A 13,498-nucleotide genomic window follows, 5' to 3' on the forward strand; every position below is an offset into this window, starting at 1 on the left:
ATTGCGTCATCTATACGAAATTAATAAGGGTTTTAAAAAAAAACATCAAATTAAAAAAAGTTCTTGATGTTAGTCAAACTTTTTTCTAATGTTTAATAACAAAGTCGCAGCTTAAATAAGCGGCTTGTAATTTATAAATCTATGGGGCGCATTTATCCAGCGTTGAATTAATCCGAATTGCTATTACGCAGTTAAGCACTGCTAATTAGCTTGTCTGTGCCTGTCATTTATCCTCGGCAGATACCGGCGTTCATTGGGGTATACCCCGCTAAACTTAAAAAGGGTCGCAAATAATGAAGCAAGCATTAAATCATGTAGCACGTCCTCTGCTGATGGTCGTTTTATTGGGTGGAGCTTTCAATGCCATGGCCGCTGAACGTGTGGATCTGGAAAACTATGTGCCATCAGCCGGGCTGACAACACGTTCGCTCACTAACGATGGTGTGCATGGCTTGTTGGGTTTAAAGGCCGATGAGTTGCAAACTGCGCGTAGCCAGACTTACGCTGATGGCAAAGTTGTTACTCGCTATCAACAGTTTCACCAGGGTGTGCCGGTATGGGGTGAAGGCATTGTTGAAAGCCGCAATGCAGGTCAGGCTCAGTTATCTGGTGCCATGCTGCGTGATTTAACTAATGATTTGCCAAGCGCTAAGCCTACTTATTCGCAAGCGCAGATTTTAGAGTTGGCAAAAACACAGGCTCGTGCGTTTAAAACTGAGAATGATCAGGCCAAACTCTACGTCACGCTGGGCGCAAATAATGTGGCACAGCTGATTTATGTGGTGTCTTTTGTGGCGAGCAATAGCAAAAAACCAAGCCGCCCGCATTTTATTCTTGATGCCAATACCGGTGTGGTGCTGGATCGTTGGGAAGGGATGGCACATAAAGACGCAACCGGCCCCGGTGGCAATACAAAAACAGGGCAGTATGAATACGGCATTAAATATGGCCCGCTGGTCGTGACCGACGATTGCAAAATGAATAGCGGCAATGTGATTACGGTTGATTTGAAAAACGGTACATCAGGCACTGCGCCTTATCAGTTTACTTGCCCACGCAATACGTATAAGGCAGCTAACGGCGCATTCTCGCCGCTAAATGACGCGCATTACTTCGGCAATGTGGTTTTTAATATGTACAAAGACTGGTTTGCTCTGCGCCCGATTACTCAAACGCTTTACATGAAAGTGCACTATGGCAACAACTATGAAAATGCATTCTGGGACGGCTCGGCCATGCATTTTGGTGATGGAGCAAGCACTTTCTATCCGCTGGTGTCCTTGGATGTATCCGCTCACGAAGTAAGCCACGGCTTTACCGAGCAAAACTCAGGGCTGGTTTACTCCAAGATGTCGGGCGGGATGAACGAAGCGTTCTCTGATATGGCAGGTGAAGCCGCTGAATACTATATGAAGTCTAATAATGACTTTCAGGTAGGCGCGGAAATCTTTAAAGCCAACGGGGCTTTACGCTATATGGACGATCCAACGAAAGATGGTCGCTCTATTGCGCATGCCAGCAAATATAACGATAGCATCGATGTTCACTTGACCAGCGGCGTATACAACAAAGCCTTCTACTTGCTGTCTACTAAAGCAGGCTGGAATACCCGTAAAGCCTTTGAAGTGATGGTGGATGCGAACCGCTTGCACTGGACAGCCAATAGCACCTTTGATCAAGGCGCTTGCGGTGTGGAAAAAGCAGCATTGAGCCGTGGTTATGTCGTTGCTGATGTGACTGCTGCTTTTGAAGCTGTGGGCGTAAGCTGCATTGTTAAGCCACCACTTCCAGGTAAAGTACTCGTTAGAGGTGTGCCAGTTACAGGCCTGAGCCTAGCAACAAACGCAACAGTGGCTTACACCATTGTGATCCCTACCGGTGCTAAAAACCTCACCTTTAAAACATCGGGTGGCACAGGGGATGCTGATATCTACGCTAAATTTGGTGTAGCGCCAACCACTTCGGTTTATGACGCTAAATCTGATGGCACCACCAATACCGAAACCATCACAATCGCAGCACCAAAAGCAGGTACTTACCATCTGCTGCTAAAAGCGTATACCGCGTTTAGTGGTGCAACGCTGGTTGCAAATCATCAGTAATTAAGTTGATCTCAGCCCCGCTCCGAATGTGAGTGGGGCTTTTTTTTTGGGATTTATAATCTAATTACCAAGGATTTCACACATGAATTATAAAATTCTGGCTGCATTGCTATGCAGCAGCATGATTGCCACGTCTGCTGTTGAAGCAGCCCCTAAAAAAGTCTGGATTACTTTAGGCGACGCCGCTTATTTACAGCTGCAAAAGTTAGCCCCTAAAACCATTGCCAAGGAGAGCAAAAGCATCCTGCCACAAGAGGGTCTGCTGGCCATGGAGCGCGTGCATTTGGTTGAGGTGGACGAGCGCCAATTGCTCGGCTTGTCAGAGGCCGTGCACCACGAGCTAAAGCGTTGCGGTGGTTTTATGTTCCACGCCAGCGAAGCGGCCGGGCGTCAGGCACTGCAGCCGACTGTCTCGCTGCTGGCCGCGGTAAGGCCTTCGTATACGCTGGATAATCAAAGCGTGGTGAATGCATTGCTGCCACAAATGCAAGACAGCAATATTGCGCAAACGATTGTGGATTTATCTGCCTTTACCAATCGCTATTACACCTCCACATCAGGCGTGAATGCCTCTAACTGGATCAAAACGCGCTGGCAACAAGTGGCAGCAGGGCGCAGTGATATTACGGTTGAGCAATTTACCCATGCAGCCTGGGCGCAAAAATCGGTGATCTTAACGATTAAAGGCACAGATAATTCAGGGGAGGTCGTGGTATTGGGCGGCCATCTTGATTCAATCAGCAACCACGGCTCGGGCGAAAGCATGCTGGCACCGGGGGCCGATGATGATGCATCCGGTATTGCCAGCATGACCGAGGTATTGCGGGTGATGGTGGCAGGCGGCTACAAGCCGCGGCGCACGCTTAAATTAATGGGCTATGCCGCAGAAGAAGTGGGCCTGCGCGGCTCGCAAGAAATTGCCAAAAGTTTTAAAGCCGCCAATGCCAATGTAGTGGGGGTGATGCAGCTGGATATGACCAACTACAAAGGCTCGGATAAAGACATCTACCTTTACACTGATTACACCGATAACGCGCAAAACCAGTTTGTAGCTAATCTGCTTACATCCTATTTGCCAGCGATTAAAATTGGCTACGATAAATGCGGCTATGCCTGCTCGGATCATGCATCGTGGAGTGGGCAGGGTTATTTTGCCTCTATGCCTTTTGAATCCGCATTCAATCAGGCCAACCCTAAAATCCATACCGCCAATGACACCTATGCCAGCAGCGGCAATCAGGCTCAGCATGCCCTGAAATTCTCTAAAATGGCGCTGGCCTTTATGGTGGAATTGGGAAGCGATGGCCCAGTTACCCCCGGCCCTGCCGATAAAGTAGAAAACTTTTCCGGCAAACTGACTTTAGGGCAAAAACAAAGTTTTGGCCCGTTTAAAGTTGGCGCAGGTGGCAACATCAGCGTGGCGTTAAGCGGCACGGGCGATGCAGATCTATACCTTAAAAAAGGCAGCGCCCCAACGACCAGCACTTTTGATTGCAAATCAGACGGCCCAAATAGCACAGAAAAGTGCGAACTAAGCCTGTCAGCAAATGGCGACGTCTACCTGCTGCTTAACGGCTATTCAGCAGCGGATTACACCATGAAAGTAACGTACCGGCCGCAATAACCCTAGCTATTCTGGTCATAAAGCCGTGCAGTTTATTTGCACGGCTTTATTTTTTTGTAATTTTCGAATTTAACTTCGATTAGGCTGTAAGAAAATTATTTAAATGAGTGTTAAGTAGCCTCAAAGAAGGTATTTGATCACCCAAAAAGTAATGGGGTCAGGCTTTACATTTTGCATTAGATAAAATTCATAGTGATTTGCAAGGCCGGTTAAATTAATTAATGTCAAATGTAAGACCTGACCCTTTAGACTTTTTTTTAGATAATCAATCATCCACTGCTTTTGATTAGTAGTTTCTAATAACTGGGGTCAGTAATAACTGGGGTCAGAACAAAATTAAATTCTACTATTCTTAATGCTTTTAGAGCCGAAGAAAGCGGATTTAACTTTACTTTGACCCCAGTTATTTTTGAGGTTTGAAAAGGTGATTAAATTGGTTGCTTAATGTCAAATGCAAGACCTGACCCCATAGATTATGAGAATGCCGAAGGCATGGCCTGTGTGGGCGTCCGCGTTGAACGCCCAGTTAGGCGGCGACTATGAGCGAGCCAAGGCTGCGCGTATTTCGACGATACCATTCTTAAGTTCGACGCAGAGGTTTGAGAAGTCGTTAGAGTACGAGCGATTTGGCGCTTGCGGAGCTAGTATTTTGTGGTCAGCTTCGATACGAAGCTTGGCGACCTCTTTCAGCGGCCTGTTAATAGCGTCAGGAACGCCGAGCTTGGACTCGAGCAAACCAAGAAGCTGCAAGCTGCTTAGTGCCCGCTTAGACTCTGGATGGATGAAGTCTTCTTGTGTATGCCCAAAGCGCTCTTGTAGCAAGGCTTTTAACGTGGGTTGTGACAGTGCATCGGGTCCAACAACTTTGTACAGTTCACTTGCGCAGTCGCAGTAGGACTTATATGTTTGCTCAACCGGCATTCGAAGATGGACGTTCTCTGTACGTGTGAAAAGCGACAGAGGACTTAGGTCTAAATTTACGCCAACTACTTCAGCCAAAAGGTTGCGAATTGGGTCAGGGTACTCAACCCATGCGCCCTCATAAGTGCGGTCAAGAAACCGCCGGAAGTTGTCATCCTCGGCATCTATTGCTGGGTCGATGATTTCGTGAGCATGCCAGTAGCGCTGTTCTGAAGCTCCCATGTGCGCAAGGTCTTTGTGAATTGCGCTTATGGCAATGTGGCCTGTTTTGAGCCTGCACTTGCCGTACCTGACGTATAGATGTCGATCCTCACCTGCTTCGGAGTTCGTCGAGATGGAACCACCTGCGAGAGAGTCTTTAATTTCGTAAAACTCTGGGTGTTCAAAGTATCTGGAGAGCACTTCTTCGTCGAAGAAGACCAGGCCGCACTGATGCGCACCAAGGTGAAGCCTGATGACGTACTCCGGCAATTTTTGTCTTGGGAGTTCCGACTCATAAAAGGCGTCAGCAAGAACTTGCTTGGACGGGAAGAAGACGTGTGTCTTAAGTGGGGTAAAAGTAAAATCGGCTTGTGGATTTCCCGTGTCTAAAGATAGTTCTGTGAACTCTGCGTCGCGATTCATCTTCCCGTAACCTGCTTCGCACAAAAGCTCAACTTCTTTGCAGGCCTCTTCGTTGGAAATTCCAAATTCCCTTGCTAAATCGGATGCGGTTATTCCGGCAGGATTCTTAAACCACCGGCTGGCACACTCTGAGAGGAGCGCTTTTTGAATTTCATTCATGCTATCGATCATGTTTGGTTGCTGCCTAACAATATGTAGCCCCTCTAAAGCGGCATAAAAACCACCATATTGGGTGTGCAAATGAAGCATGGGGTCAGGTCTTACATTTTATATTAGACAAAATTTACAGTGGTTTACAAAGCAAATTAAATTGATTGCTTTATGTCAAATGCAAGGCCTGACCTATAGATTTTCCGTGACTCTTACTTGTTGTTTTGTACTGGCAGATCTTCTGCTTCGTTAAAGAATAAGCCTATATCAACTTGCGGAGGTGCAGTTTCATTTAGTGGATAGGGGTAATTTGGGCTAAAGCTAGGAATTTTACTTTTTTTCCCAGTGTTTTCGCCAGCAATCCAGCGCATATGGTTGGGGTAGCCGGTAATAAACAACATCCTTGTTTCATTGTTTGGGTAGATATGAATATCGAGCCGCTGGGCGTTCTGATAACTCTGGGTGAAGCTTATGGATTTTAATGTCTCATCAACCCATTTACTTTGGTCTGGGTTGGTTAAGTCTAGTTGATAAGTATTTCGTGCCAAAGTAAATTCATACTGCGGTCGCCAGAGTGGCAAGATTGTACTCTTGCCTATGCCATTACAGTGTAGAGCCTCCACTCCAAAGATATCCGCGCGGCTTTTGAATTCAAAACTTATATTTGCCTTTGGGTCGACTCCCGGATGCGCCCAGCAGTTTACTTCGATCGACTGACGCCCATAAAAATCGAGCCAATATTTCTCCTGCTCCCATTTGTATTGCTGATTGGCATCTTCGACTGCAATACGGATGCCAATTCCAGCTATGCTCACTAGTGCACAACCATTTAGCAGCACAATGACCAGTGATGCCACGACGTAGGATTTTATTCTTTTTACGATCATAAAAAACTCACGGTAAATATAAATTGAAAGCAATAAACAAAGAAAAATAATGGGGTTAGGTCTTACATTTTGTATCAGATAAAATTTACAGTGGTTTGCAAAGCAGGTTAAATTGGTCTTTTTGTGTGATTTTGTGTTAAAGATTATTTTGATACACCGTTTTTGCCCAATAAAAATGCGACCTTTCAAGTCGCATTTTTATATTTAACAGAGCACCCCTTGTATTGTTCCTGAAGAATCAATTGGCGAGCGATGCCTCGTTTCGTGCTGGGATTATTAAATCGCTTGCTCGTTAATCTCGCCCGTGCGAATTCGCACAACGTATTCAACGGGGGTGACAAAGATTTTGCCGTCGCCAATTTTGCCGGTGTTCGCCGCTTTGATAATGGCTTCGATAGCGGTTTCTACTTTGCTGTCTTCAAGTACTACTTCGATCTTGGCCTTGGGCAGAAAATCGACTACATATTCTGCGCCACGGTATAGCTCGGTATGGCCTTTCTGGCGGCCAAAGCCTTTTACTTCTGTGACTGTCAGGCCGGAAATACCGAGCTCTGATAAGGCTTCGCGCACTTCGTCGAGCTTGAAAGGTTTGATGATTGCTTCGATTTTTTTCATTGTTTTTTCCTTGCCAATAAGTAAATCGCTGCAGGCGATTTGCTGGAGTATAGAGCGGGCGGCTTAGCTGCCAAGCTTGAGTTCACGCTGATCGCCGTTTAACGGCATGCGATCTAGTAAAGGGGCAAATAGGCTTTCTTTGCCGCTGGCTGGTTTAAGCAGTAAAGCGCCTTGCGGGCCGCGTTTTGGGTCAATCTTGCCTTGGCCGTTAATGGCTAAAGCGCCGCCGCCTTGCGGAGCGATAGCCCAGTCTAAATTGGGCTGCAATTTGATTAAGTAGCTGCCAAAAGGATTGGCTTGGGGCGTTACCAGTGAGCTGGCATTTTGCCAGGCTAGCTTGATTTCGCTTGATTGCTGAGCCGCAATTTTGTCTGCCTCAAGCTCAAGCTGGCCACCTAGCTGAAAAGGAGCGAGCTTCTTGTCTAAGGCAAATAAAGGCGCGGCGGGTAGGGTGAGCTTAATCGCTTCAAACCGGGAGCCGCCCAAGCCAAGAGCCAAGCGTGCGCTGCCTGCCTGGCTGCCGTAGCGGGTATCAAGTTGCCAGACTAATTGCCCCTTGAATAATTTGACCGGTTGCCACTGCCAGCGGACTTCATCTAGCAACTGCTGGCCGTTGATGCCCAGCGGGGTAAGCCGCCCTGACCAGATGGTGCCGCTCACTCCGCCAAGCTGGATAGGAGGGGGGACAAACTTCAAAGCAAATGAAGCGGGAAATTGCAAAATTAAAAACAGCAGCAAAAGAGGGATAAGGAATTTACTGCGGCGATAAAGATATTGCTTCATTGGCGCTCCACGATTGCGCTTAATTGTACTAAGCCGTTGTGTGCCGGGCCGCTGACTTGCAAGCTGCTGATGCGCGAGCCGGTTTCGCTACGCAGGGCGGCAAGCAGGGGTAGGGCATCGGCAAAGCGGATTTGGGCGATTTTAATTTGTAGTTTATCGGCAGAAAGCACTTGGATATCCGCAGTGGCACTTTTAGCATCCAGACTAGCTTGCACTGCCGCACGTAAATCACCGTTGCGGCTTGGGCCTGCCGGGCTGGATTTAAGCTGTGCTAATTGCCTTTGTAGCTCGGTTAGCTGCAATTGCATTTGCGGTACTTGCTTGCCCAATTGCGCGCGTGATGTGCTGATGGGCTGCCAAATGCCTGCGTAGAGGATGGCAAAAGCCGCAAAGCTGCCGCATACGCTTAAATAGAGGCGCTCGCGCGGGTTTCTTTGTTGCCAAAATTCTTTTAATTTATTCATGCTTGTGTGGCTCATTTTACGGCTTGGGCGCGGATGAGTATTTTCATCCGTCCTGTTGTGGCGGCTTGTGTTTCTGCAGACAGGCCTGCTCCTTTTAGCTGGGTTTGCAGACTGCTGGCTTGAGAGTCGGGCAATTCTAGACTGAGCGAGCCATTGGCGTATTCCAGCTGTTCTAATTGCAGGCCGCTTCCTGCAATATTGGCCACTTGCAGGAGCAGATCCAGGCTGTCGCCTGCGCCATTGCTGCTGAGCCCGCCGCCTTCGCGCAGCTTGCTTTGTAATTGTAATATGGGGTCGAACACCGGCTCGCCCGGAAAGGCTGCAGCATAGGTTTGGCGCATTTCACGCTGCAAAGCCAGCTTGGTGCTGCGTAATTGCCACCAGTCACCGATCTGCCCGAGTAAAACTACTGCAAAAATTGCACTTAATGATAGTGCAGGTGTTTGCAGTGTTTTCCAGTCAAATTGCCATTGGCTGCGTTGCGCAAAATCACCTTGTAGCAAATTAGTGCCGGGCTCTGTGTGCTGGATTAAATCTGCGAGGATCAAATCTTCACGCGGCGCGTCGCCAATCAGCCCATCTAAAATACTTGCATCTTCAAACTGGCTGTATTGCCCTTCAGGGGTGCGTACAAGGCAGGCTTGCTGATCAAGGGCGATGCACCAGTGTGTACCTTCGGGCAAAAAGTCGTAAAGACTCCATGCTGCACTCGGGGTGATCTGGTGTTCGGCGAGCAGGCTAAGGCAGCGCTCCAGCCATTTTCTCTCTACAGCAATAATTTTATTGCTCTGATCTTTAAGGCCGAAGTGCAGAGTGGCTGCCGGGCTAAGTAGGCGATCCTCTAAAAGATGGGGCAAGAGCTTGTAGCGCCGTGCTAAAGATTGCTTGGGCAGCGCGGCGATATAGATATTGGAAAGTGCCGCAGGGACAATAAGCTCGATGCGCTGTGCACGAGGGAGTGCGCTAAGTGTTGCCGAGCCGGATGCCTGCTCGGTAAACCAGCGGACTTCTGTCGTTGCAAGATCACAAGCAGGAAGAATGCGTAGGAGTGTATGTATATGATCGTTCACGGGCAGAGTGACGTTAGAGTGTAAGGGGTGAAAAGCTGTGCGGAGTATGACATAAACTTTTTATGGGCTGTGGTAGATTGCGATTATCTTACTGATATATTAAACATAATCGTGCTCTTGATGGTCTTTGAAAAAGTTTTTTGAAATATTTTTGAAAAAACACTTGGCAAGGCTGAGTTCCTCACATAGAATGCGGGTCTTCCTTCGGTGCACAAGCAAACGCAGCGAAGAGAAGTGGGGGGTTGGCGGAATTGGTAGACGCACTGGATTTAGGTTCCAGCGCCGTAAGGTGTAAGAGTTCGAGTCTCTTATCCCCCACCAAATATTCTGAAAAAGCCGCAAGAGTGATGCTCTTGCGGCTTTTTTCATGCGCGTAATTTTTGTGTGTTTTGGGTTGCTGGTGTGCAGCTCAAAATAATTCGTAGCAAGATAGCAAGAAATCTTCCTGTTCTTGTTTTTAATCGTGCCTTTCAGCTCTAAAAAAACTAGCCTTGCCTTCTGCTCAATTCCAATCTGCCCGCGATCAATCATGCTCAGTTTTTTGCTGGCTTAAAGCCTGATTGGGGTTGTGTTTGGGGTAGTCTTGCGGCTGGTTAATAATTCTGTTTGGATTTGCGCCCTGTTGTGCGCTAAACTTACCGACTTTGTTGGTAAGTCACACTGGGCGCTAGGCGTCTGCTTGCTCTTTTAGGGGCAGGTTGGGCACTTGAAGATCCTACGGATCTTGCGTATTGCTGCTGATGAGCTGGCTTTATCCCCTATTTATTAAGATGCGTGTACGCGCGTTGATCCCCCATAGGAATGGTTTGAAATGCAAGTACAACTAGAAACCCTGAATCAACTCGAGCGTCGCCTGTCTATTTCCGTGCCTCGGGAAGAAATTACCGAACAAGTTAACGCACGCTTAAAGCACGTTGCAAAAACAGCAAAAATTGCTGGTTTCCGTCCGGGCAAAGCACCGATGAAGATCGTTGCGCAAAACTACGGCTTCCGCATCCAAGAAGAAGTGTTGGGTGAAACAGTTGAAGTGAGTTTTGGTCAGGCTGTGCAAGAGCAAAAGCTGCGCGTAGCGGGCTATCCACGTTTCGAGCCAAAAGATGCGGCGGAAGAAACAGGCGATTTCCAATTCTCGGCGACCTTTGAAGTGTACCCAGAAGTGGTGATCGGCGATTTAGCTGCTGCTCAAATTGAAAAACCAGTATTGGATTTATCTGATGCTGAAGTAGAAAAAACGGTTGATATCCTGCGCCGCCAGCGTACTCGCTTTGAGCGCGTAGAGCGCGAAGCAGCTGATGGCGATCGCGTGATTGTTGACTTCAAAGGCGCAATCGACGGCGTATTGTTTGACGGCGGCTCTGCTGAAAACCACGCTTTCTTGCTGGGCAAGGGTCAAATGTTGCCAGGTTTCGAAGCCGGTGTGATTGGCATGAAAGAAGACGAAACCAAATCGGTTAGCGTTGAATTTCCTGCTGATTACCATGGTGCCGATGTTGCAGGCAAAACTGCAGTATTCGAAATCACAGTTAAAAATGTTGCTGCTGCAATCTTGCCAGAAGTCGATGCAGAATTCGCAAAAAGCCTCGGTATTGTCGATGGCGATGTAGAGAAAATGCGCGCTGAAGTACGTGGCAATCTAGAACGCGAAGTACGCTTCCGTCTGAAAGCACGCGCTAAAGAAAACGTCATGACTGCGCTGATCGCTGCTGCGCCAGTTGATTTGCCTAAGGCTTTAGTGCAATTAGAAATCGGTCGTTTGGCTGAAGGTGCATTAGCAGACTTGAAAGCACGCGGTATCGACCCAAAGTATGTTCCGTTCTCGCCGGAAATGTTCGAAGCGCAAGCACAGCGCCGTGTTCACCTTGGTTTGGCTTTAGCTGAACTGGTGAAAGGCAATGCTTTAGAGGCTAAGCTAGAACAAGTGAAGGCCGTTGTTGAAGACTTGGCGCAGAATTACGAAGATCCAAGCGAAGTTGTAGCTTGGTACTTTGAAGATCGTGAGCGTTTGGCGGGTCCGGAATCAATGGCATTGGAAGACAATGTGGTTGAGTTTGTATTAGCTAAGGCACAAGTAACTGAAAAAGGCATGTCCTTTGAAGAACTGATGGGCCAACAAGGCTAATCATTCTCAGTTAGGTGCTACGATAAAGTGTCATTAAGGTGGCACTTTATCGTTTGAATGACCCTAAATTTCTGAGAGAAAAAGATGTCGAGACAAGAATTTGATCCGCAAAACCTTGGGTATATCCCAATGGTCGTTGAGCAAAGCGGTCGTGGCGAGCGTTCTTATGATATCTACTCGCGCCTCTTAAAAGAGCGTGTTATTTTCTTGGTCGGCCCAGTAAACGATCAAAGCGCAAATCTGATTGTTGCGCAGATGTTGTTTTTGGAATCCGAAAATCCAGATAAAGATATTCATCTGTATATCAATTCCCCAGGTGGCTCGGTAACGGCTGGTCTGGCGATTTACGACACAATGAATTTTATCAAGCCTGATGTATCGACAATGTGCGTAGGGATGGCTGCCAGTATGGGCGCATTCTTATTATCTAGCGGTGCTAAGGGTAAGCGTTTTGCCTTGCCTAATTCACGCATTATGATTCACCAGCCATTGATTGGTGGTTTATCAGGGCAAGCGTCTGATGTTGAAATTCATGCCCGTGAATTGATCAAAACTAAACGCTCCCTGAATGAAATGCTGGCCAAGCATACTGGCCAAAGCATCGAAACGGTTGAGCATGATACTGATCGTGATAACTTTATGAGTGCTGCAGAATCAAAAGATTACGGTCTGATTGATGAAGTATTGCAATCTCGTAGCACGGTAGCGGGCAAGTAAGCTTGTACTGAGTTGTGACAATGCCGCCAGCGTGCCTGGCGGTTTTTTATTCTAGTGGCCTGTCGGGTTGGTGGTTTTAAATAAGACAGGCTGCAATGGCCCGTTTTTTTTGGGGTGTAGGTTAGGCGATGTCAGAAAAACTCCTTTATTGTTCTTTTTGCGGTAAAAGCCAGCACGAAGTGGTTAAGCTGATTGCTGGGCCACAAGTTTTTATCTGCAACGAATGCATTGAGCTTTGCCGTGATGTGCTGAAAGACGAAGCGGCAGCGGTGATTGGCGAGGCTGAGCAAGTTACAGATGGTAAGCGTGTGCCTACGCCGATGGAAATTCGGACCACGCTGGATTCCTATGTGATCGGGCAAGAGCGTGCTAAAAAGATTTTAGCCGTTGCGGTTTACAATCATTACAAGCGCTTGACTAGCAATAAGTCGAGCGATAATGATGTGGAATTAGCCAAGTCTAATATCCTCTTGATTGGGCCAACAGGCTCAGGCAAGACTTTGCTTGCGCAAACCATGGCTAAGCTTCTCGATGTGCCGTTTGTGATTGCGGACGCCACTACGCTGACTGAAGCCGGCTATGTGGGTGAAGACGTTGAGCACATTATTGCCAAGCTATTGGCTCAGTGTGATTACGATGTAGAGAAAGCCCAGCGCGGCATTATCTATATCGATGAAATCGATAAAATTGCCCGCAAATCTGAAAACCCTTCTATTACCCGTGATGTGTCCGGTGAAGGCGTGCAGCAGGCGCTCTTGAAGCTGGTAGAGGGCACGGTTGCCTCGGTGCCGCCTCAAGGCGGGCGTAAGCATCCAAATCAAGATATGCCACAGGTTGATACCACGAATATTTTATTTATTTGTGGTGGTGCATTTGAAGGCCTAGACAAGATTATTCGTAATCGCTCAGTGAAAAGTGGTATTGGCTTTGGTGCCGAAGTCATGAGCAAAGACGAAAATACCAGTGTCGGCAAAATGCTGCACACGGTTGAGCCGGATGACTTGATTCGCTTTGGTCTGATCCCAGAATTTGTTGGCCGCTTGCCGGTTACCGCAACGCTGGAAGAGTTGGATGAAGCGGCGCTAGTGTCTATCTTGACCGAGCCAAAGAATGCGCTGATCAAGCAATATCAGAAGTTGTTCTCCTTGGAAGGCGTTGAGCTGGAAGTCGGTAAAGAAGCTTTGGCTTCGATTGCACATAAGGCGATGGAGCGTAAGATCGGTGCGCGTGGTTTGCGCTCGATTGTTGAATCATCACTCTTGGATATCATGTACGAGCTGCCTTCCTTGAAGGGAGTGGAGCGCGTAGTGGTGGATGAGGCGGTGATCAAGAACGCAACAGCACCAACGATTGTGTACGCAGATCCAGCGGCTGCAGTTTAAAGAGGGAAGGCACTTGCCGTGTGCAAGTGCCTGTTTAATT

At 47.7% G+C, this 13,498-nt stretch carries 11 protein-coding genes and 1 tRNA gene; 6 read left to right on the forward strand and 6 right to left on the reverse strand.

All coding sequences use genetic code 11. From position 1 onward, the window contains the following. The first annotated feature begins 293 nt into the window (after positions 1-293). Positions 294-2,102 carry a M4 family metallopeptidase gene (locus ACFQNF_RS14835; RefSeq protein WP_380188712.1) on the forward strand — a complete coding sequence of 603 codons (1,809 nt, stop codon included), beginning with the start codon at positions 294-296 and terminating at the stop codon, positions 2,100-2,102. Positions 2,103-2,184: 82 nt separating this feature from the next. After that, a complete protein-coding gene (locus tag ACFQNF_RS14840; RefSeq protein ID WP_380188713.1) occupies positions 2,185-3,726 on the forward strand; it encodes a M28 family metallopeptidase in 1,542 nt (513 codons plus the stop codon). A gap of 537 nt (positions 3,727-4,263) precedes the next feature. On the opposite strand, the gene ACFQNF_RS14845 is transcribed toward ACFQNF_RS14840, so the two are convergent. The 6 genes from ACFQNF_RS14845 to gspL all read right to left on the reverse strand — a co-directional run bounded on the left by ACFQNF_RS14845 (position 4,264) and on the right by gspL (position 9,240). Further along, complete coding sequence (locus ACFQNF_RS14845) at positions 4,264-5,520, reverse strand: hypothetical protein (protein WP_380188714.1); 1,257 nt, start codon at positions 5,518-5,520, stop codon at positions 4,264-4,266. Positions 5,521-5,633: 113 nt separating this feature from the next. Then, a complete protein-coding gene (locus ACFQNF_RS14850; RefSeq protein WP_380188715.1) occupies positions 5,634-6,308 on the reverse strand; it encodes a hypothetical protein in 675 nt (224 codons plus the stop codon). A gap of 276 nt (positions 6,309-6,584) precedes the next feature. After that, positions 6,585-6,923 carry a P-II family nitrogen regulator gene (locus tag ACFQNF_RS14855; protein ID WP_046352769.1) on the reverse strand — a complete coding sequence of 113 codons (339 nt, stop codon included), beginning with the start codon at positions 6,921-6,923 and terminating at the stop codon, positions 6,585-6,587. A gap of 63 nt (positions 6,924-6,986) precedes the next feature. Next, positions 6,987-7,706, reverse strand: a complete 720-nt coding sequence (gene gspN / locus ACFQNF_RS14860) for a type II secretion system protein N (RefSeq protein WP_380188716.1) — start codon at positions 7,704-7,706, stop codon at positions 6,987-6,989. After that, positions 7,703-8,170 (reverse strand): type II secretion system protein GspM, encoded by a 468-nt coding sequence (gene gspM / locus ACFQNF_RS14865; RefSeq protein ID WP_380188717.1) that lies wholly within the window; start codon positions 8,168-8,170, stop codon positions 7,703-7,705. Before gspM ends, gspN begins: the two co-directional genes overlap by 4 nt. 11 nt (positions 8,171-8,181) lie before the next feature. Next, positions 8,182-9,240 (reverse strand): type II secretion system protein GspL, encoded by a 1,059-nt coding sequence (gene gspL / locus ACFQNF_RS14870; protein ID WP_380188718.1) that lies wholly within the window; start codon positions 9,238-9,240, stop codon positions 8,182-8,184. 236 nt (positions 9,241-9,476) lie between these two features. Here gspL and ACFQNF_RS14875 point away from each other — a divergent pair. The 4 genes from ACFQNF_RS14875 to clpX all read left to right on the forward strand — a co-directional run bounded on the left by ACFQNF_RS14875 (position 9,477) and on the right by clpX (position 13,458). Then, positions 9,477-9,561 (forward strand) — tRNA-Leu (locus ACFQNF_RS14875). A 490-nt stretch (positions 9,562-10,051) separates the two neighbouring features. Then, the gene (gene tig, locus ACFQNF_RS14880) at positions 10,052-11,359 is read left to right on the forward strand and encodes a trigger factor (RefSeq protein ID WP_380188719.1); all 1,308 of its coding nucleotides are present in this window, start codon (positions 10,052-10,054) and stop codon (positions 11,357-11,359) included. An 84-nt stretch (positions 11,360-11,443) separates the two neighbouring features. Then, positions 11,444-12,076, forward strand: a complete 633-nt coding sequence (gene clpP, locus ACFQNF_RS14885; RefSeq protein ID WP_046352772.1) for an ATP-dependent Clp endopeptidase proteolytic subunit ClpP — start codon at positions 11,444-11,446, stop codon at positions 12,074-12,076. A 128-nt stretch (positions 12,077-12,204) separates the two neighbouring features. Continuing rightward, a complete protein-coding gene (clpX, locus tag ACFQNF_RS14890; RefSeq protein ID WP_046352773.1) occupies positions 12,205-13,458 on the forward strand; it encodes an ATP-dependent Clp protease ATP-binding subunit ClpX in 1,254 nt (417 codons plus the stop codon). Positions 13,459-13,498: the final 40 nt, after the last annotated feature.

Source organism: Iodobacter arcticus (assembly GCF_042664895.1).
Classification (GTDB): domain Bacteria; phylum Pseudomonadota; class Gammaproteobacteria; order Burkholderiales; family Chitinibacteraceae; genus Iodobacter; species Iodobacter arcticus.

Bases quoted from the DNA above. Each gene is read 5' to 3' on its own strand.
- ACFQNF_RS14835 (WP_380188712.1), top strand. From the start codon at position 294: ATGAAGCAAGCATTAAATCATGTAGCACGTCCTCTGCTGATGGTCGTT.
- ACFQNF_RS14840 (WP_380188713.1), top strand. From the start codon at position 2,185: ATGAATTATAAAATTCTGGCTGCATTGCTATGCAGCAGCATGATTGCC.
- ACFQNF_RS14845 (WP_380188714.1), bottom strand. From the start codon at position 5,520: ATGCTTCATTTGCACACCCAATATGGTGGTTTTTATGCCGCTTTAGAG.
- ACFQNF_RS14850 (WP_380188715.1), bottom strand. From the start codon at position 6,308: ATGATCGTAAAAAGAATAAAATCCTACGTCGTGGCATCACTGGTCATT.
- ACFQNF_RS14855 (WP_046352769.1), bottom strand. From the start codon at position 6,923: ATGAAAAAAATCGAAGCAATCATCAAACCTTTCAAGCTCGACGAAGTG.
- gspN (WP_380188716.1), bottom strand. From the start codon at position 7,706: ATGAAGCAATATCTTTATCGCCGCAGTAAATTCCTTATCCCTCTTTTG.
- gspM (WP_380188717.1), bottom strand. From the start codon at position 8,170: ATGAATAAATTAAAAGAATTTTGGCAACAAAGAAACCCGCGCGAGCGC.
- tig (WP_380188719.1), top strand. From the start codon at position 10,052: ATGCAAGTACAACTAGAAACCCTGAATCAACTCGAGCGTCGCCTGTCT.
- clpP (WP_046352772.1), top strand. From the start codon at position 11,444: ATGTCGAGACAAGAATTTGATCCGCAAAACCTTGGGTATATCCCAATG.
- clpX (WP_046352773.1), top strand. From the start codon at position 12,205: ATGTCAGAAAAACTCCTTTATTGTTCTTTTTGCGGTAAAAGCCAGCAC.